A 17,648-nucleotide genomic window follows, 5' to 3' on the forward strand; every position below is an offset into this window, starting at 1 on the left:
CGCTACCGCGGCTGGCTCGTGCCATCCGGCCGGCACGGCTCGAGCACGATCGGTCCGCCTGCCGTCCTCCCCAATTCCCGGCAGCCCTGAACCGTGCACAGTGTCCAGCCGTCGCTGGTTGCACCTGAAGCGGCGAGCACGACGCGCCGCTGCGGGCCGACATCAGGCGCATAGCTCCACCAACCCTCCTTCAGCACAGCGCCTTCCGGTGGCTCCATGCCGGCGCCCGAGCCCTCGATCCGGGCTTCGACCACCTGCAGGCCGGAGAACGTGACCTTCCAGTCTTCTTGCCAGCGCGTCCGTTCCACCGAATGCGTCCAGGACAGCGTGAAGGCGGCGACGGAGAGCGTTACCGTCTTGCCCGCGGCCAGGATGCACAGGCTCATGTTCTGACTGAAGCCTGCCGCGCGCGAAAACAGTGCCAGCCGATCCAGGCCAGCGCCAGCACCCAGCCGGCCTCGTCGGTGAGCGGCACCGCGGCGACCAGCAGCACGCCGGCCGCGAAGGCGACGAGCCGCTCCCACCACGCCATGCGGGTGACCAGAAAACCGACGGCGGCGGCACCCCACAGCACGATGCCCATGCACGCCTTGGCGACGATGTAGCCGACCTCGACGGGATAGCCGAACTGGGCGGCGATCGGACCTGCGTCCTGCAGCATCAGCGCCGGCGTGTAGACAGCCAGGAACGGCACGACGAAGCCGGCAATGGCCAGCTTGGTCGCCTGGATGCCGATTTTCAGGCCGCTTTCCCTGGCCATCGGTGCGGCGGCGAACGCCGCCAGCGCCACCGGGGGCGTCAAATCGGCCATGATGCCGAAATAGAACACGAACATGTGGCTGACCAGCAGCGGCACGCCAAGCTCGAGCAGCGCCGGCCCGGCCAGCGACGAGGTGATGATGTAGTTGGGAATGGTCGGAATGCCCATGCCCAGCACCAGGCAGGTGACCATGGTCAGCACCAGCGACAGGAACAAATTGTCCTCGCCGATCGAGATGATCCAGCCGATGAAGGTCGAGGCGATGCCGGTCAGCGTCAGCGTGCCGATGACGATGCCGACAATGGCGCAGGCAATGCCGACCGGCAGCGCGTTCTTGGCGCCTTCGGCGAGCGAGTCGACACAGATTTGCAACGTCTCGCGGCCGCCCTTGAACGTGAAGCAGGCGACGACCAGTGCGGCGATCACCAGGCCGAGGAGGTTGACGCCGAACTTCATGAACGAAGCGGCGGCAATCCCGAGCGCGATCCAGAAGACGATGCGGAAGGCCAGCGGCCCGATCGCTGCCGCCAACGGCGTGCCGAGGATGAGCACGATGGTCAGCGCCAGGCCCATCGTGCCGGCGAAGATCGGCGTATAGCCGGCAAACAGCAGGTAGATGAGCGCTGCCAGCGGCAGCACCAGCGGCCAGTGTTGCCGCACCGCGTCCCACGGATTGGGCAGCTCGGCCTTGGCCATGCCGTGCAGGCCCGCCTTGCCGGCTTCCAGATGCACCTGCCAGAAGCAGGCGCCGAAATAGAGCAGCGCCGGGATGATCGCCGCCTTGACCACTTCGGCATAAGGCACGTTCAGCGTCTCGGCCATGATGAAGGCGACCGCACCCATTACCGGCGGCATGATCTGGCCGCCCATCGAGGAGGTCGCCTCGACGGCGCCGGCAAAAGCCGAGCGGAAGCCGAAGCGCTTCATCAGCGGGATGGTGAACTGGCCGCTGGCCACCACATTGGCGACGCCCGAGCCGGAAATGGTGCCCATGAGCGCCGAGGACAGCACGCAGACCTGCGCCGGGCCGCCGCGCCACGAGCCGACCAGGCCAAGCGCGAAATCGTTGAACAGCGCGATCATGCCGGCGCGTTCTAGAAAGGCGGCAAAGACGACGAAGATGAAGATGTAGGCGGCCGAGACATAGATCGGCGTGCCGTAGATGCCTTCGGTGCCGTAGGCGAAGGTGTCGACGATCTGGGCGAAATCATAGCCGCGATGGATGAGCGGCGGCGGCAAATGGTTGCCGAAAAAGCAGTAGGCGAGAAAGATGAAAGCGATGACCGCCAGCGGCAGGCCCATCAGCCGCCGCGCTGCCTCGAAGACCAGCACCACCAGCACCGCGCCGACGACGAGGTCCGGCGTGGTCAGGAAGCCGGAGCGGCGGATCAGATCAGTGTAGAACAGCCAATTGTAGAGGCCGGTGCCGAAGCCGAGCGCCCCGAGCGTCCAGAACGCGGCTTTCGCCGGCATGCTCTTGGCGCGCAGATTGGCGATCAAGCCAAAGCCGAGCAGCAGCAGGAAGCCGACATGCATGGCCCTCACCACCTGGCTCGGAATGCTGCCATAGGCGGCGACATAGATCTGGAACACGGAAAAGGCGACGGCGATGAGAAAGGCGGCCTTGCCCGCAAGGCCGTCGCCGAAGCCCGGCGGCAGCCCTTCGACCTGTTCTTCGACGGCAGGCAGATGGAAGGTGGCGGATTTGCCGTCGGTTGATGTTCCAGACGTTGCTTCGGTCATCCGACGGACCCGCCCCTACTTCAACAAGCCCTTCTCCTTGTAGTACCGCTCGGCACCGGGGTGCAGCGGCACCGGCATGCCGTCGAGCGCCTTGGCCGGGTCGATCGCCTTGGCGGCGGCATGTGCCGCAGCCAGTTGGTCGAGATGGTCGAACATCAGCTTGGTCATCTGGTAGGCGGTCTCGTCGGAGACATCGGCGCGGGTGATGAGGAAATTGCCGACGGCGGCGGTGGCGACATCCTCGCTTTGGCCTTCATACGTGCCCTTGGGAATGACCACCGACAGATAGGGCGCGCCGATCTTGGCGACGTCCTCGGCCGGCACCGCCACGACATTGATCGGCACGGAGGTGGCGAGGTCGCGGATCGAGGCGACGCCGAGCCCGGCCGATTGCAGCGTGGCGTCGAGCTGCCGGTTCTTGATCAGCTCGACCGATTCGGCGAAGGGCAGATACTCGACCCGGCCGAGATCCTCATACTTCAACCCGGCGGCGGCGAAGATGGCGCGGGCATTGAGCTCGGTGCCGGAGGCCGGCGCGCCGACCGACAGGCTCTTGCCCTTGAGGTCGGCCAGCGTCTTGATGCCGGACTCCCGGCTGGCGACGATCTGGATGTAGTTGGGATAGATGGCTGCGATGCCGCGCAACTTATCGAGCTTGCCGGGGAAACCGGCCTCGGCATTGCCTTCGGCGGCCAGCTTCACGGAATCGCCCAGCGCAAACGCGATCTCGCCCTTGCCCTGCTGCAACAGATTGAGGTTTTCGACCGAAGCCTTTGTTGCCTGCACCTGGGTGCGGGCACCTTCGATGCCCTTGCCGTAGATTTCCGACAGTGCCACGCCGAGCGGATAATAGACGCCAGATGTGCCGCCGGTGAGCACGTTGATGAATTCCTGCGCCTTGGCGGAAACAGCGCCTAGGCCAAGCGACAGCGCCACGGCGCCGGCCGCAACAAGTTTCGTCCTGAAATGGAACATCTGATTTCCTCCCTGAAATAGCAGCCGCATCACCTCCCTGACGCGAACAGAAGCGAGTTTAGACAGCGAGATGGAAATGCCAACCCGCAATCCCATGCGTTAGACGAATGGTTGAGTGCGGGATGCACAGATGGCCGCTTGCGTGAAATGTCTTCGGAGCCGAAAGATTTTTCCAATGCCTGTCGAAATCGGCCAGGGCCGCGCGACATACGTCCGGCTCGCAAACGAAGCAGCCTTCGAAACAACGGGAGAAGACCATGCGATACATGCTTTTGATCTACGTCAATGAAGCCGCGATGGCGGCCGCGCCGACCGATAAGACCTACGAGATCAGCGCTGCCTATGGCGCGTATACCGATGCGTTGAAGAAGTCCGGCGCCTGGCTGGCCGGCGACCGGCTGAAGCCGACCCAGGCCGCCACTTCGGTGCGGATGGTCAATGGCAAGACCAACGTGCTCGATGGCCCCTATGCCGACACCAAGGAGCAGCTTGCGGGCTTCTACATGATCGAGGCCGAGGATGCCGATGCCGCTATCGCCTGGGCGGCGCGCTGCCCCGCGGCCAGCGCCGGCACGGTCGAGCTGCGGCCGATCTGGGAACAGACCATGTGATGGAAAGTGGCCTGGAGATCGCGCGGGCGGCAGCGGAAACCGCCGCCCGGCAAAGCTACGGCAAGCTTGTCGCCTGGCTCGCGGCCCGCACGCGCGACGTGGCCGCAGCCGAGGACGCGCTGGCCGATGCCTTTGCCGCCGCCCTCGAACGCTGGCCAAGAACCGGCGTACCCAAGAAGCCGGAAGCCTGGCTGCTGGCGGTGGCAAGGCGGCGCCGCGTCGATGCGGTGCGGCGCCGGCTGACCAGCGAGGCCGGCCGCGAGCATCTCAAGCTGATTGCCGAGGAAGCGGAGGCGCGCATGACCGACGAAGACCTGCCCGACGAGCGGCTGCGGCTGATGTTCGCCTGCGCCCATCCGGCGATCGAATCGAGCGTGCGTTCGCCGCTCATCCTGCAGACGGTGCTGGGGTTCGACGCCGCGACGATCGCTTCCGCCTTCCTGGTCTCGCCGGCAACGATGGGCCAGCGCCTGGTGCGAGCCAAGTCCCGCATCCGTGAAACCGGTATTCCGTTCCGCGTGCCGGAGCAGGCCGAACTCGGCGAACGGCTGGATGCGGTGCTGGAAGCGATCTACGCCGCCTTCGCCGAAGGCTGGTCCGACCCGGCGGGCACCGAGACGCGAAGGCGCAATCTGGCGACCGAAGGCATTTGGCTCGGCCGGCTGGTGGCATCGCTGTTGCCGGAGGAGCCGGAGGCGCTGGGCCTCCTGTCGCTGATGCTGTTTGCTGAGTCGCGCCGCGCCGCACGGCGCAGCGCCGCCGGCGACTTCGTGCCGCTGGCGGAACAGGATTGCCTTCTATGGGACCGCGCCCTGATCGATGAGGCGGAGGCGCTGCTTTCCAACGCCGCGGCCAAGGGCATCATCGGCCGCTACCAGCTTGAGGCGGCCGTGCAGTCCGCGCATGCGGCACGACGGCTGACCGGCCGCACCGACTGGGCGGCGATCCGCGAGCTCTACGATGCGTTGCTTTCGATCGCAGGATCGCCGGTGGTGGCGATAAACCGCGCGGTGGCGATCGCCGAGGCCGAGGGCGCAGTGGCGGGATTGGCGGCCCTCTACGTGCTGGGCGACGACAAACGGCTTGATGACTATCAGCCCTATTGGGCCGCACGCGCCGGTCTCCTGGCCAGGCTTGGTCAGGAACCGCAAGCCTGCGAAGCCTATGACCGGGCGATCGGCCTCGAGCGCGACCCGGCGGTGCGCCGCTTCCTGCAGGAAAAGCGGGCAGTGCTCAGAAATTGAGCTTCAGCCCGGCCACATCTCGTGCGAGGTGTTGAGCGTCTTCATCAGCGGATGGTCGCGCAGCCGCGCCCACAGGCGTTCAATGTTCGGCCATGCCGTCCGCGCGCTGTCGATGTCGGGATGCCAGGCCACCAGCATGACCAGATAGATGTCGGCCAGCGACATCCGGTCGCCGACCAGCCAGTCACGGCCTTCAAGCGCGGCATCCAGAACGGCAAAGCCACGGTCCATCTCGGCCACGGCTGCCTGCTTGACCGCCTTGGTGCCTTCGGGATCGGCAGTGTAGCGGTATGCGTAGTAGAAACGCAGCACCGCCGGATAGAGCACCGACGACATGAAGGCCATCCAGCGCAGGAAATCGGCGCGGGCAGGCGCGTCTGCTGCCGGCGCCAAATTGGCATCGGGATGACGCTCGGCAAGCAGGATGCAGATCGCCGCCGATTCCGTCATCGAGCTTCCGTCCGGCAAGGTCAGCACCGGCACCTGGTTCAACGGACTGATGTCGAGGAAGGCGGGGTCGGGCCGGTCGGTCTTCGGCACGTCGATCTGCTCGAACTGTGCATTCGCCAACGCCAGCGCTGCCTCGACGACGAAGCCGCCGCTGCCAGGACGGGTGTAAAGCTTGTACATGAAATTCTCCCCCGGCCGCGCAAAGCAGGCCGGGGCGATATGAACCGGAAGCGGTGCCGCGCTCAAGCCGCCGATGGCGGCCACGCGCGTTTTTTCAGCGGGCCAGCTTGGACGCGAAGGAGCGTCGGACTACGATCCCAGCCCCTCGAACAGGATTGTCGACAGATAGCGCTCGGCGAAGGACGGGATGACCACCACAAGATTTTTGCCCTTGTTCTCCGGCCGCGAGCCGACGACGATGGCCGCCTGCAGGGCGGCGCCCGAAGAGATGCCGACCGGCACGCCTTCGAGGCGGGCGACGAGGCGGGCATTGGCCACCGAATCCTCGTTCGACACCTTGACGATCTCGTCATAGATCGTCGTGTCGAGGATCTTGGGCGCAAAACCGGCGCCGATGCCCTGGATCTTGTGCGGGCCGGGCTGGCCGCCCGACAGAACCGGCGAGGAGTCGGGCTCGACGGCGACGACATGCACGGAGGGCTTGCGCTTCTTCAGCACCTGGCCGACGCCGGTGATTGTGCCGCCGGTGCCGATGCCGGCGACGAAGATATCGACCTCGCCATGCGTATCGTTCCAGATTTCCTCGGCCGTCGTCGTGCGGTGGATTTCCGGATTGGCCGGGTTCTCGAACTGCTGCGGGATGATCGCATTGGGGATCGTCGCTGCCAGTTCGTCGGCCTTGGCGATGGCGCCCTTCATACCTTTCGGACCCTCGGTCAGCACCAACTCGGCGCCGAGCAGCGCCAGCATTTTCCGGCGCTCGACCGACATTGTTTCGGGCATCGTCAGGATCAGCTTGTAGCCCTTGGCCGCGGCGGCGAAGGCAAGCGCGATGCCGGTGTTGCCCGACGTCGGTTCGATCAGCGTTGTCTTGCCGGGAGAAATCTTGCCTGATGCCTCAAGCGCCTCGATCATCGCCACGCCAATGCGGTCCTTGACCGAGGCGATCGGATTGAAGAATTCGAGCTTGGCGATGAGATTGGCGACGATGCCCTTTTCCCTGGCGAACTTGTCGAGCCGCACCAGGGGCGTGTCGCCGATCGTATCGGTGATCGAATTGTAGACGCGGCCGCGACCGGGCACACGGGCTGTGACGGGCTTGTTCATTGGTTTCGCTCCCAGAATTTCAGGCGAGTAAGGATTTCAGGCAGTGGAATTGCAGCCGGCAAGATAGGGCCTTCGGTCGCGCAAGATAGACTGTCGGCTGAAAATATCCGAGTGGGACCTGTGTCTAAAACCGTGCCGTCCCGGAAAAGCATTTCTCGCAAAGGCCTGTTTGCGAAATGCTTTGGCCGAAAGCTCTCTATTGCCGAGCGGCAATCGCTGCAGCAGCACCGACCATGAAGCCGGCCGCCGTGCGGTTCAGCGCCTTGAGCGCGCGGGGCGATTTCAGAAACCAGCGCGCCTTGGCCGCCAGCGCCAGATACGGCACCAGCACCACCAACAGCACGACAACGGTCAGCGCGACGAGGATGCCGTAATCCGCCAGCGTGATGGTTTTCAGGTCGACGATGGTCGGCGTGATCGCGAGATAGAAGATCATCGTCTTCGGATTGCCGAGGGTAACGGTCAGGCCGGCGGCAAAGCTCGACAGCAAGCCGCCCTTGCCTTTTCCGGCCTCGACGGTCTCGGGCGTGATGCCGCTGTTCCAGAAGCGCCAGCCGAGAAAGGCGAGATAGGCGACGCCGAGCCATTTGATGGCCAGGAAAACCATGCCGAAGGATTGTGCGACGAAGGCGAGGCCAAGCACCACGGCGGTCAGATAGGTGATGTCGCCAACCATCAGGCCAAACGACATCGCCAGCGACGATCGGAAGCCTGAGCCGAGCGCACGGGCGACCAGCGCGGTGATGCCGGGACCAGGAATCGCGGCGGCGATGCCGAGGGCCGCACTATAGGCGAGGAATCCGGTAAGGGTCATGGCACTGGTCTCGGATCAGAGCGTTTTATTGCATGGGACAGGCCAAGATTGAATTCCCTGGGGCCGGATTCTATTGCACCAGATATCGAGGGCTCGCCTTACGAAGCCCCCTCATCCGGCCGCTTCGCGGCCACCTTCTCCCCGAGGGGAGAAGAGACGGGCGCCAGCGTCTGCCGACTCCTCCTCGGGGAGAGGTCGGATTGTCCCGAATTGCTCTTCGCAATTCGGTTGGCAATCCGGGTGAGGGGGCCTGCGTTACCTGAGCAGATCAGGACGGACCGTCGCCATGGGTGACACGCCAGATCGTGCCGTTGCCGTCCTCGCTGACGATCAGCGCACCGTCGCTCGCAATCGCCACGCCGACCGGCCGGCCCCAGACCTCACCGTTGGAAACGACGAAGCCGGTGATGAAATCCTCATACGCGCCGGTCGGCTTGCCGTCCTTGAACAGCAACCGCACCACCTTGTAGCCGGTCCGGTTGCCGCGGTTCCATGACCCGTGCAGAGCGACGAAAGCATCGCCCTTGTATTCAGCTGGAAAGCTCTTCCCCTCGTAGAAGGCGATGGTGAGCGGCGCCGAATGCGCCTGCATCAGCACATCGGGAACGGTCGTTTTGCCGGCAAGATCGGGGCGCTCACCCTTGTGGCGCGGATCCTCATTGTTGCCGATATAGTACCAGGGCCAGCCATAGAAAGCACCCTCCTTGACCACGGTCGCGTATTCGGGCGGCACATTGTCGCCAAGCGCATCGCGTTCGTTGACGACGCACCACAGCGCGCCGGTCGCCGGCTGCACAGTCATACCCGAGCAGTTGCGCAAGCCGGCGGCAAAGATGCGGCCGTTCTTGCCATCGGGATCGAAGGCCAGCACGTCGGCGCGGCCGTCTTCAGAACCCCAGGCTGCACCCAGCGGCTGCGATTTCGCCCAGGCATCGAGTCCGCCTTTCGGCTCCCGGCCCATGTCCTCGGCGACATTCGATCCCGAGCCGACCGAAAGGTAAAGCGTCTTGCCGTCCGGCGAGAAGGCGATATCGCGGGTCCAGTGATGACTGGCGGGGATGTTGCCGACGATGGTTTCCGGGTCGCCGGAGGCCTTCAGGTCGCCATTGCGGTAGGCAAAGCGCACGATGCTGTCGCTGTTGGCGACATAGACCCATTGCGGGTCAGCGCCCGGCGGATAGAAGGCAATGCCATAGGGCCGGTTGAGATTGCCGGCAAAGATGCCGTCCTGCGCCGGCTTCGCACTGCCTTCGGCGAGGCGATAGATGCGGACCTGGTTGGCTTTGCTGTCGGCGACGAACAGGTCGCCATTCGGTGCGACGCGCACGACGCGTGGATTGTCGATGCCCGATGCAACCAGCTCGGCCGAGAAACCCGGCGGCAGTTGCAGCTTCGCGTCTGCCGGCATGTCCGCGATGCCGGCGCTGTTCGAGGTCGACCGGGTGGCATTGGGCTTGGGCAGATCATCCGGTCTGATCAGGCGGCGTGTGCCCGGCTTGTCCGCTCGCCAGTCGCCGAAGGCGGCCGCGCCTTTCAGCACCGGCTCGTCCGCCTGCTGGGCGAATGAAGCGGTCGAGACAAACAGTGCGGCGGAAAGTGCGGGGCCGGCAAAACGCATCATTCGGTCCTCCAATGTTCGGGCGTGAAAACAGGAACGACCGGTTTCGTCGATCGTTCCACGGCACACGATGAGGTGAAGGAAGCTTGCGGTTTTCCGGTTCAGGTCCCGGCGGCGTAGAAATCGTCGTCGAGGCGTTTTTCCAACTCGACGAGGTCAGCCGGCAGCGGCAGGCCCATGGCGCGCATTTCCCGTAGCTTTTCGCGCAGCTGCTCCTGGATCTCGTGCTGGTCTTCCGGCTGGTTGACCATCTCCTCCAGCAGCAGGCTGATCCGGGCCTTGAATTCTTCGAGCGCCATCGTCGTCTCCTCGGTTGGATCAGCTCAGCGCAGCATGCGTGAAATCAGCTGCGCCGTATAGTCGACCATTGGGACGATGCGCGCGTAATTCAGCCGGGTCGGGCCGATGACGCCGAGCGCGCCGACGACGCGGGCATCCTTGTCGCGATAGGGGGCGACGACCAGCGACGAGCCCGACAGCGAAAACAGCTTGTTTTCCGAGCCGATGAAGATGCGCACACCCGAGCCCTGCTCGGCGAGGTCAAGCAGCTGGATAAGCCCGTCCTGCGTCTCCATGTCCTCGAACAGATGGCGCAGCAGCTCGATGTCGGCCTGGGCGGTGACGTTTTCAAGCAGATTGGCACGCCCGCGCACGATGAGCCGTGCCGGCAGGCCGCTGTCGGCACCGGCCCACACCGCCAGCCCCTTCTCCACCAGGTCCTGCGACAGCGTGTCGAGCGCGGCCCTGGTTTCTTCCTTGATGCGAGCGATCTCGATCCGCGCCTCGGCAAGCGTGCGGCCGCGTATATGGGCGTTGAGGAAATTCGAGGCCTCGTGCAGTTGCGAGACGGTGATGCCGGCGGGCAGGTCGACGACGCGGTTCTCGACGTCGCCATTCTGCGACACCAGCACCGCCAGCGCCTTGGTCGGTTCGAGCTGGATGAATTCGATGTGCTTCAGCGCCACCTCGTTCTTGGCGGCCAGCACCAGGCCGGCGCCGCGCGACATGCCCGACAGCATCTGGCTGGCCTCGGTCAGCATGTGCTCCAGCGTCGCACCGGAACCGGACGCCCGCACCTGTGCCTCGATGGCGCGGCGCTCCTCGTCGGAAAGGTCGCCAAGCTCCATGAAGGCATCGACGAAGAAACGCAGGCCGGCCTGCGTCGGCAGCCGGCCGGCCGAAATGTGCGGCGCGTAGATCAGGCCGAGATGCTCGAGGTCGCTCATCACGTTGCGGATGGTCGCCGGCGACAGTGAAGACGGCAGGATACGCGACAGGCTGCGCGATCCCACCGGTTCACCGTCCCTGAGATAGGAATCGACGATGCGCCGGAAGATGTCGCGGGAACGCATGTCGAGCGCCTGGAATACTGGCGACTGAAGCGCGGGCGACTGCGAACTCGGATCGACTGCCTTGGTCATACGGCCAAAAACCTCCGGCCCAAGGATACAGACTTACACCGCACCCGCGCAACCCGGTGTCTGTGTCCGATCGTCAGGCCATTTTCCTTTGCGCCACGCGTCCCATGCGGTTACAAGCCGGCCAAGATTCCGAAAAAATGACAAGAAAGCAGCCCTGAATGCGCCCTTCCAAACGCCAATTCGACGAAATGCGTGCCATCTCCTTCGAGCGTGGCGTCTCCAAGCATGCCGAAGGCTCATGCCTGGTGAAGTTCGGCGACACGCATGTCCTGTGCACGGCCAGCCTCGAGGAAAAAGTGCCGGGTTGGATGCGCAACTCCGGCAAGGGCTGGGTGACGGCGGAATACGGCATGCTGCCGCGCTCGACCGGCGAGCGCATGCGCCGTGAGGCTTCGGCCGGCAAGCAGGGCGGCCGCACGCTGGAAATCCAGCGGCTGATCGGCCGCTCCTTGCGCGCCGTGGTCGATTTGCAGGCGCTGGGCGAACAGCAGATCACCGTCGACTGCGACGTCATCCAGGCCGATGGCGGCACCCGCACCGCCTCGATCACCGGCGGCTGGGTGGCGCTGTATGACTGCCTGCGCTGGATGGAAGCGCGCCAGATGGCCAGCGTCGCCAAGGTGCTGAAGGATCATGTCGCTGCGATCTCCTGCGGCATCCATGACGGCCAGCCGGTCATCGACCTCGACTATATCGAGGATTCCGCGGCCGGCACCGACGCCAATTTCGTCATGACAGGCAAGGGTGGCATCGTCGAGATCCAGGGCACCGCCGAGGGCGAGCCTTTCTCCGAGGAGCAGTTCGCGGACCTGATGGGCCTGGCCAAGAAAGGCATCCAGCGCCTGGTGAGTTTGCAGCAGATGGCAGTGGCTTAGTTTTTTAGATGTCGAGCCTGAGCGCCCCCCTCTGGCCTGCCGGCCATCTCCCCCACAAGTGGGGAGATCGGATGTCGTCTAGGGCTTCGCCAATCTCCGGCGTTGTAGGGTGCGCGACAATGCAGAAGCTGCCAATCTCCCCACCTGAGGGGGAGATGGCCGGCAGGCCAGAGGGGGGCGCCTCGTGACACCCTCCGCCATCCTGGAATCGGCCCTCTACGTCACAGACCTGCCCGCCGCCGAAACCTTCTACACCGACATCCTCGGCCTCAATCTCCTCGGCAAGGTCGACGGCAGGCACCTGTTCTTCCGCTGCGGCCCCGGCGTGCTGCTCGTCTTCAACGCCGAGGCAACCAAAATCCCGCCGGCGCCCGGCGCGAGGCTGCCGGTGCCACCGCACGGCGCGGTCGGCCAAGGTCATCTCTGCTTTACGGCGACCGCCGATGAAATCGCCGGCTGGAAAGCCCATCTGGAGGCAAAGAAGATCGCCATCGAGAGCGAATTCGAGTGGCCGCAGGGCGGCCGTTCGATCTATATACGCGACCCCTCGGGCAATTCGATCGAATTTGCCGAGCCAAGAATCTGGGGCCTTTGATGCATTCTCTCGATGGCAAGAAGATCGTCGTCGCCAGCCATAATGAGGGCAAGCTGCGCGAATTCGCCGACCTGATGGGACCGTTCGGCTTCGAAGCGAAGTCGGCCAGGGAGTATGGCCTGCCGGAGCCGGACGAGACCGGCACCACCTTCGAGGAGAACGCCTACATCAAGGCGCTCGCCGCCGCCAAGGCGACCGGCCTGCCGGCGCTGTCGGACGATTCCGGCCTGTGCGTCGACGCGCTTGACGGCGCGCCCGGCGTCTACACCGCCAACTGGGCCGAAACCCCGGACGGTTCGCGTGACTTCGGCATGGCCATGCAACGCACCGAAGTGGCGCTGCAGGAAGTCGGAGCGGCCTTGCCGCAACAGCGCAAGGGACGCTTTGTCGCCGTCATCTGCCTGGCGTTTCCCGACGGCGAGGCGGAATATTATCGCGGCGAGGCCGAAGGCACGCTGGTCTGGCCACCGCGCGGCGAGCTCGGCTTCGGCTATGATCCTGTGTTCCTGCCCGATGGCTTCGAAAAAACCTTCGGCGAAATGAGCGCCGAGGAAAAGCATGGCTGGAAGCCCGGCCAGCCGACGGCGCTGTCGCACCGCGCCCGCGCCTTCCAGAAATTCGCCAAGGCGAGATTGGGCTCGGCATGAGCATGCTGCTCGACCGGACGCCCGGCTTCGGCGTCTATGTCCACTGGCCGTTCTGCGCGGCCAAATGCCCCTATTGCGACTTCAACAGCCATGTCCGCCACCAGCCGGTCGACCAGGAGCGCTTTGCCGCCGCCTTCGAGGCCGAACTGGCGACGATGCGCGAGCGCACCGGGCCGCGCGAGGTGACCAGCGTTTTTCTAGGCGGCGGCACGCCCTCGCTGATGGAGCCGGAAACCGTGGCCAGGGTTCTGGACGCCGTGGCGAAGAACTGGACTGTGCCTGCCGGCATCGAGGTGACGCTGGAGGCCAATCCGTCCTCGGTCGAGGCCGAGCGCTTTCGCGGCTATCGGGCAGCCGGGGTCAATCGCGTGTCGCTCGGCGTGCAGGCGCTGAACGACAAGGATTTGCGCTTCCTCGGCCGTTTGCACAATGTCGAACAGGCCCTGCACGCCATCGGCTTCGCGCGAGAAATATTCCCAAGGCTGTCCTTCGACCTGATCTACGCCCGCCCCGGCCAGACGCCGGAGGCTTGGGCATCGGAGCTGGAACAGGCGATCGGCCATGCCGCCGACCATCTGTCGCTCTACCAGTTGACCATCGAGGAAGGCACGCCCTTCCACGCGCTGCATGCGGCAAAGAAATTCGTCATCCCCGACAACGACCATGCCGCCGACCTCTATGCGCTGACGCAGGAGATCACCACGGCGCACGGCCTGCCGGCCTACGAGATTTCCAACCACGCCAGGCCGGGCGCCGAGAGCCGGCACAACCTGACCTACTGGCGCTATGGCGAATATGTCGGCGTCGGGCCGGGCGCGCATGGCCGCTTCGTCGAGAACGGCCGCCGCACGGTGACAATCGCCGAGCGGATGCCGGAAACCTGGGCCAATCTGGTCGAGGCCAAGGGCCATGGCGTCACCGGCGGCGAGATCCTGACGCGTTCGGAAGAGGCCGACGAATTCCTGCTGATGGGCCTGCGGCTGGCCGAAGGCATCGACCTCGCCCGCTACGAGGCGTTCTCCGGGCGCGGCCTGTCGAGCGAGCGGTTGTCGATGCTGCAGGGCGAAGGGCTGGTGGCGCCGATCGGCAATGCGCGCCTGCGTGCCACGGCCGCCGGCATGATCGTGCTCGACGCGGTGGTCGCCGATCTGGCGCGCTAACCCTTGAAGAACGTCCTTTTCGTCTGCAGCCAGAACCGCTTGCGCAGCCCGACCGCCGAACAGGTGTTTTCAACGCGCCGCGATATCGAGGTGGCCTCGGCCGGAACCAACCACGATGCCGACACGCCGCTGACGCATGAGCTGGTCGCTTGGGCCGACATCATCTTCGTCATGGAAAAGGCGCACCGCACCAAGCTGCAGAAGAAATTCAAGGCCAGCCTGAAGAAGGTGCGTGTGATCTGCCTCGACATACCTGACAATTATGAATTCATGGATCTGGAGTTGATTGGCCTTCTGAAGGCGCGCGTTTCGCGGTATCTCGGTTGAGACGTCATCCGCGAAGGCCACCTTGATGAACCTGACCGTATCCTCCTGGCAATTCTGGGCATTGCTCTCGGCTGCATTCGCTGCCCTGACGGCGATCTTCGCCAAGGTCGGCATCGAGAACATCAATTCCGATTTCGCCACCTTCATCCGCACGATCATCATCCTGATCGTGCTCGGTGCCATCCTGCTCGCCAGCGGCCAGTTCCAGTCGCCGGCTACGATCTCGGGAAAGACCTGGGCTTTCCTCGCCCTGTCCGGTCTGGCGACCGGCGCTTCATGGCTCTGCTATTTTCGCGCCCTGAAGATCGGCAATGCGGCGCAGGTGGCGCCGATCGACAAGCTAAGCGTCGTGCTTGTGGCGGTGTTTGGCGCGGCCTTTCTCGGCGAGCGGTTGTCCGGAGCGAACTGGCTTGGCGTCGCCCTTATCGCGGCGGGTGCTGTGCTGGTCGCCTATCGAGGGTAGTTGCGCGCCATGGCGTGCGTTCTTCGTTTCAAGACGGGTGATGAAGATATCGAAGCGATTGGGCATCGTCCGGTCAGTGCTCCGTCGTGCTGTCGGGTTTGTTGTCGGAAAGGCTGACGTTCGTCGGCAAGGTGCTGGCGACGCGCTCTTCGGTCAGGCTGTGCTCGGTCTTGGCAGACGGGCGCTTGTCCCTGGGGGTGGCAACGCGGTTGCGGCCGGCATAGTAGGGTTCGAAAGCGTCTTGTATCTTGAGGCTGTCCATCCTGTCCTCCTCCGGAATCAGGGGGCTAATCTGCCAACGCCGGTTTGGTTCCCCACTGTGGCAAAGGAAAGGCGAATTCCTTACATCGGCGTCGGCTTTTGCAAGCCCGCGTCAGCCGTGCCAAACAGGGTCGAACGGAGACTTGATCAGTGACCGCAGAGACGGGTAAGCGCAGCTATGTGGTCGGGCAGACCGAGATCGCGGCCCGGCCGCTGGAACCGGCGCTCTATCTGGTGGCGACGCCGATCGGCAATCTCGCCGACATCACGCTGCGCGCGCTGGAGACGCTGGCCGCCGCCGACATCGTCGCTTGCGAAGACACACGGGTGTCGCGCGTGCTGCTCGACCGTTATGGCATCCGCCGCCGCACCACAGCCTATCATGAGCATAATGCAGGCGAGGCCGGGCCGAAGCTGATCGCGGCGCTGCAGGCTGGACAGAGCGTGGCGCTGATCTCCGATGCCGGCACGCCGCTGGTGTCCGATCCCGGCTACCGGCTGGTCGGCGAGGCGCTCGACCACGGCATTCGCGTCGTGCCTATCCCCGGCCCATCGGCGCCGCTCGCGGCGTTGACCGCATCCGGCCTGCCCTCCGATGCCTTCATGTTCGCCGGATTTTTACCGGTGAAGACCGGGCAGCGGCTGACGCGGCTGGAGGCACTGAAAGCCGTGCCGGCGACATTGATTTTCTTCGAATCGCCGCGCCGGCTGGCCGAATCCCTCGGTGCCATGGTCGAAGCGCTGGGCGGCGAGCGCAAGGCCGCGATCGGCAGGGAATTGACCAAGACCTTCGAGGAGATGCGAACCGGCACGCTGCAGGCGCTGGCCGACCACTATGCCGCGGCCGATACGCCGAAGGGCGAGATCGTCGTCTGCGTCGCTCCGGCCGAGGCCAGGGTCGACGAACCCGCCGACATCGACCGTCTGCTTCTGTCGCTTGCCGCCGAAATGCCGGCCTCCAAGGCGGCGGCGGAAGCCGCGAAGATGACCGGCGGCCAGAAACAGGCGCTGTACCGGCGATTGCTGGAGCTTAAGGAAGCTTCGGGAGAAAGCGGCGGTGGCTGAACGCCCGAGCGCCAGCCGCCAGAAAGCCTATCGGCGCGGCCATCGCGGCGAATGGCTGGCGTCGGTAGCGCTGATGCTGAAAGGCTATCGCATTCTCGCCCGCCGCCACCGCACGCGCTTCGGCGAGATCGACCTGATCGCGCGGCGCGGCGACCTGGTGCTGTTCGTCGAGGTCAAGGCGCGCCGGTCGCTGATGGAAGCCATGGAGGCGATCGGTCACGAATCGGAGCGTCGCATAGAAGGCGCGGCCGACATCTGGCTCTCGCGCCAAGCGGACTACGGCAGGCTGTCGATGCGCTTCGACATGGTCGCCGTGCTGCCCTGGCGCTGGCCGGTGCATGTCGAGAACGCGTTTTATGGGAAGAGTTAGAGGGGGCAGCCCTCCTTCATTCGTCATCCACGGGCGGAGCCCGTGGATGACGAAGCGTGAGGGCCGCTACGCGGAACACTCCTCACCCCCAGATCATCAACGCCACCAACCCGACACCGCCCACCACCAGCCGCCACCAGCCGAACAGCGAGTAACCTTTGCGCGAGACGTAATCGAGCAGGAAGCGCACGACGATGAGCGCCGTGACGAAGGCGGCGACGAAGCCGACGGCGATGATCGGCAGGTCGGCGCTGCTCAGCACGTTGCGGTTCTTGAACAGGTCGAAGGCGAAGGCGCCGACCATGGTCGGGATTGCAAGGAAGAAGGAAAATTCAGCGGCCGCGCGCTTATCGACGCCCAAAAGCAGGGCGCCGACGATGGTCGAGCCCGAACGCGATGTGCCGGGAATGAGCGACAGGCACTGGAAAAGCCCGATCTGCAGGTAAAGCCGGGTCGGGAAGCGCTCGACGTCGCGATAAACCGGCTTGAGGTTCATGCGGTCGACCACCAGCAGCACGACGCCGCCGATGATCAGCATGATGCAGATCAGCCTTGGCGATTCGAACAGCACCGTCTTGATGAAATCATGCGCCAGCGCGCCGATGAATGCCGCCGGCAGGAAGGCGATGAGGATGCCGATGACGAAATGCCTGGTCAGTCGGTCGTGCGGCAGTTCGAGCAGCATTTTCCAGAGGCGGCGGAAATAAACGCTGAGGATCGCCAGGATGGCGCCGAGCTGGATCAGGATCTCGAAGGCCTTGCCGGTCGAGTGGAAGCCGAGGAAATGGCCAGCGAGCAGGATATGGCCGGTCGAGGACACCGGTATGAACTCGGTCAGCCCCTCCAGCAGGCCGAGCAGCAGGGCTTCGACGATGGTCTGGCTTTCCATGGCTACCTCGGCATTGGCGTGACGGCTGACAGAAGGGCTTGCTTGTCATGGCGTTGAAGTCCCCCTATAGGTC

The 17,648-nt window shown here is 64.7% G+C and carries 21 protein-coding genes; 10 read left to right on the forward strand and 11 right to left on the reverse strand.

What is annotated here, in order from left to right:
- Positions 1-2: 2 nt before the first annotated feature.
- The 3 genes from P3C39_RS11300 to P3C39_RS11310 are packed head-to-tail and all read right to left on the reverse strand — an operon-like array spanning position 3 to position 3,478.
- Positions 3-386, reverse strand: coding sequence for a DUF1850 domain-containing protein (locus tag P3C39_RS11300; RefSeq protein ID WP_064992712.1), 384 nt, complete (start codon positions 384-386; stop codon positions 3-5).
- A complete protein-coding gene (locus P3C39_RS11305; protein WP_275953345.1) occupies positions 383-2,503 on the reverse strand; it encodes a TRAP transporter permease in 2,121 nt (706 codons plus the stop codon). The genes P3C39_RS11300 and P3C39_RS11305 overlap by 4 nt, the downstream gene beginning before the upstream one ends.
- 15 nt (positions 2,504-2,518) lie before the next feature.
- Entirely contained in the window at positions 2,519-3,478 is a 960-nt protein-coding gene (locus tag P3C39_RS11310) for a TAXI family TRAP transporter solute-binding subunit (protein WP_024502189.1), read from the reverse strand.
- 257 nt (positions 3,479-3,735) lie between these two features.
- On the opposite strand from P3C39_RS11310, the gene P3C39_RS11315 reads away from it, so the two are divergent.
- Positions 3,736-4,089: a YciI family protein gene (locus P3C39_RS11315; protein ID WP_013528640.1), complete on the forward strand. Its 354-nt coding sequence runs from the start codon at positions 3,736-3,738 to the stop codon at positions 4,087-4,089.
- Positions 4,089-5,333 (forward strand): RNA polymerase sigma factor, encoded by a 1,245-nt coding sequence (locus tag P3C39_RS11320; protein WP_224619101.1) that lies wholly within the window; start codon positions 4,089-4,091, stop codon positions 5,331-5,333. Before P3C39_RS11315 ends, P3C39_RS11320 begins: the two co-directional genes overlap by 1 nt.
- 3 nt (positions 5,334-5,336) lie before the next feature.
- On the opposite strand, the gene P3C39_RS11325 is transcribed toward P3C39_RS11320, so the two are convergent.
- The 6 genes from P3C39_RS11325 to hrcA all read right to left on the reverse strand — a co-directional run bounded on the left by P3C39_RS11325 (position 5,337) and on the right by hrcA (position 10,923).
- On the reverse strand, positions 5,337-5,963 hold the full coding sequence (locus tag P3C39_RS11325) for a glutathione S-transferase family protein (protein WP_024502187.1): 627 nt from the start codon (positions 5,961-5,963) through the stop codon (positions 5,337-5,339).
- A gap of 129 nt (positions 5,964-6,092) precedes the next feature.
- Positions 6,093-7,070 (reverse strand): cysteine synthase A, encoded by a 978-nt coding sequence (gene cysK / locus P3C39_RS11330; protein ID WP_027161213.1) that lies wholly within the window; start codon positions 7,068-7,070, stop codon positions 6,093-6,095.
- Between the two features lie 196 nt (positions 7,071-7,266).
- Entirely contained in the window at positions 7,267-7,884 is a 618-nt protein-coding gene (locus P3C39_RS11335) for a LysE family translocator (protein WP_013528636.1), read from the reverse strand.
- A 268-nt stretch (positions 7,885-8,152) separates the two neighbouring features.
- A complete protein-coding gene (locus P3C39_RS11340; protein ID WP_082827514.1) occupies positions 8,153-9,505 on the reverse strand; it encodes a sorbosone dehydrogenase family protein in 1,353 nt (450 codons plus the stop codon).
- A gap of 98 nt (positions 9,506-9,603) precedes the next feature.
- The gene (locus P3C39_RS11345) at positions 9,604-9,801 is read right to left on the reverse strand and encodes a hypothetical protein (RefSeq protein ID WP_013528634.1); all 198 of its coding nucleotides are present in this window, start codon (positions 9,799-9,801) and stop codon (positions 9,604-9,606) included.
- A 24-nt stretch (positions 9,802-9,825) separates the two neighbouring features.
- Complete coding sequence (gene hrcA / locus P3C39_RS11350) at positions 9,826-10,923, reverse strand: heat-inducible transcriptional repressor HrcA (protein ID WP_027161211.1); 1,098 nt, start codon at positions 10,921-10,923, stop codon at positions 9,826-9,828.
- A gap of 158 nt (positions 10,924-11,081) precedes the next feature.
- On the opposite strand from hrcA, the gene rph reads away from it, so the two are divergent.
- The 6 genes from rph to P3C39_RS11380 all read left to right on the forward strand — a co-directional run bounded on the left by rph (position 11,082) and on the right by P3C39_RS11380 (position 14,990).
- Positions 11,082-11,798 carry a ribonuclease PH gene (rph, locus tag P3C39_RS11355; protein WP_013528632.1) on the forward strand — a complete coding sequence of 239 codons (717 nt, stop codon included), beginning with the start codon at positions 11,082-11,084 and terminating at the stop codon, positions 11,796-11,798.
- Between the two features lie 184 nt (positions 11,799-11,982).
- Complete coding sequence (locus P3C39_RS11360) at positions 11,983-12,393, forward strand: VOC family protein (RefSeq protein ID WP_027161210.1); 411 nt, start codon at positions 11,983-11,985, stop codon at positions 12,391-12,393.
- On the forward strand, positions 12,393-13,040 hold the full coding sequence (gene rdgB, locus P3C39_RS11365; RefSeq protein ID WP_275953344.1) for an RdgB/HAM1 family non-canonical purine NTP pyrophosphatase: 648 nt from the start codon (positions 12,393-12,395) through the stop codon (positions 13,038-13,040). Before P3C39_RS11360 ends, rdgB begins: the two co-directional genes overlap by 1 nt.
- Positions 13,037-14,200 (forward strand): radical SAM family heme chaperone HemW, encoded by a 1,164-nt coding sequence (hemW, locus tag P3C39_RS11370; RefSeq protein ID WP_275953343.1) that lies wholly within the window; start codon positions 13,037-13,039, stop codon positions 14,198-14,200. The genes rdgB and hemW overlap by 4 nt, the downstream gene beginning before the upstream one ends.
- A 3-nt stretch (positions 14,201-14,203) precedes the next feature.
- A complete protein-coding gene (locus tag P3C39_RS11375; RefSeq protein ID WP_275953342.1) occupies positions 14,204-14,527 on the forward strand; it encodes a low molecular weight protein tyrosine phosphatase family protein in 324 nt (107 codons plus the stop codon).
- Positions 14,528-14,552: 25 nt separating this feature from the next.
- Entirely contained in the window at positions 14,553-14,990 is a 438-nt protein-coding gene (locus tag P3C39_RS11380) for an EamA family transporter (RefSeq protein ID WP_013528627.1), read from the forward strand.
- Between the two features lie 73 nt (positions 14,991-15,063).
- Here the strand turns inward: P3C39_RS11380 and P3C39_RS11385 are convergent, their stop codons facing one another.
- Positions 15,064-15,252 carry a hypothetical protein gene (locus P3C39_RS11385; RefSeq protein ID WP_013528626.1) on the reverse strand — a complete coding sequence of 63 codons (189 nt, stop codon included), beginning with the start codon at positions 15,250-15,252 and terminating at the stop codon, positions 15,064-15,066.
- Positions 15,253-15,401: 149 nt separating this feature from the next.
- On the opposite strand from P3C39_RS11385, the gene rsmI reads away from it, so the two are divergent.
- Both rsmI and P3C39_RS11395 read left to right on the forward strand, forming a co-directional pair.
- Complete coding sequence (rsmI, locus tag P3C39_RS11390) at positions 15,402-16,316, forward strand: 16S rRNA (cytidine(1402)-2'-O)-methyltransferase (RefSeq protein WP_275953341.1); 915 nt, start codon at positions 15,402-15,404, stop codon at positions 16,314-16,316.
- Positions 16,309-16,686, forward strand: coding sequence for a YraN family protein (locus P3C39_RS11395; RefSeq protein ID WP_024502180.1), 378 nt, complete (start codon positions 16,309-16,311; stop codon positions 16,684-16,686). Before rsmI ends, P3C39_RS11395 begins: the two co-directional genes overlap by 8 nt.
- A gap of 82 nt (positions 16,687-16,768) precedes the next feature.
- On the opposite strand, the gene P3C39_RS11400 is transcribed toward P3C39_RS11395, so the two are convergent.
- Positions 16,769-17,575, reverse strand: coding sequence for an undecaprenyl-diphosphate phosphatase (locus P3C39_RS11400; RefSeq protein ID WP_013528623.1), 807 nt, complete (start codon positions 17,573-17,575; stop codon positions 16,769-16,771).
- Positions 17,576-17,648: the final 73 nt, after the last annotated feature.

The organism is Mesorhizobium sp. XAP4, assembly GCF_029269325.1.
Classification (GTDB): Bacteria; Pseudomonadota; Alphaproteobacteria; order Rhizobiales; family Rhizobiaceae; genus Mesorhizobium; species Mesorhizobium ciceri.

Coding starts and splice junctions, on each gene's coding strand:
- P3C39_RS11300 (WP_064992712.1), bottom strand. CDS start 386: ATGAGCCTGTGCATCCTGGCCGCGGGCAAGACGGTAACGCTCTCCGTC.
- P3C39_RS11305 (WP_275953345.1), bottom strand. CDS start 2,503: ATGACCGAAGCAACGTCTGGAACATCAACCGACGGCAAATCCGCCACC.
- P3C39_RS11310 (WP_024502189.1), bottom strand. CDS start 3,478: ATGTTCCATTTCAGGACGAAACTTGTTGCGGCCGGCGCCGTGGCGCTG.
- P3C39_RS11315 (WP_013528640.1), top strand. CDS start 3,736: ATGCGATACATGCTTTTGATCTACGTCAATGAAGCCGCGATGGCGGCC.
- P3C39_RS11320 (WP_224619101.1), top strand. CDS start 4,089: ATGGAAAGTGGCCTGGAGATCGCGCGGGCGGCAGCGGAAACCGCCGCC.
- P3C39_RS11325 (WP_024502187.1), bottom strand. CDS start 5,963: ATGTACAAGCTTTACACCCGTCCTGGCAGCGGCGGCTTCGTCGTCGAG.
- cysK (WP_027161213.1), bottom strand. CDS start 7,070: ATGAACAAGCCCGTCACAGCCCGTGTGCCCGGTCGCGGCCGCGTCTAC.
- P3C39_RS11335 (WP_013528636.1), bottom strand. CDS start 7,884: ATGACCCTTACCGGATTCCTCGCCTATAGTGCGGCCCTCGGCATCGCC.
- P3C39_RS11340 (WP_082827514.1), bottom strand. CDS start 9,505: ATGATGCGTTTTGCCGGCCCCGCACTTTCCGCCGCACTGTTTGTCTCG.
- P3C39_RS11345 (WP_013528634.1), bottom strand. CDS start 9,801: ATGGCGCTCGAAGAATTCAAGGCCCGGATCAGCCTGCTGCTGGAGGAG.
- hrcA (WP_027161211.1), bottom strand. CDS start 10,923: ATGACCAAGGCAGTCGATCCGAGTTCGCAGTCGCCCGCGCTTCAGTCG.
- rph (WP_013528632.1), top strand. CDS start 11,082: ATGCGCCCTTCCAAACGCCAATTCGACGAAATGCGTGCCATCTCCTTC.
- rdgB (WP_275953344.1), top strand. CDS start 12,393: ATGCATTCTCTCGATGGCAAGAAGATCGTCGTCGCCAGCCATAATGAG.
- hemW (WP_275953343.1), top strand. CDS start 13,037: ATGAGCATGCTGCTCGACCGGACGCCCGGCTTCGGCGTCTATGTCCAC.
- P3C39_RS11380 (WP_013528627.1), top strand. CDS start 14,553: ATGAACCTGACCGTATCCTCCTGGCAATTCTGGGCATTGCTCTCGGCT.
- P3C39_RS11385 (WP_013528626.1), bottom strand. CDS start 15,252: ATGGACAGCCTCAAGATACAAGACGCTTTCGAACCCTACTATGCCGGC.
- P3C39_RS11400 (WP_013528623.1), bottom strand. CDS start 17,575: ATGGAAAGCCAGACCATCGTCGAAGCCCTGCTGCTCGGCCTGCTGGAG.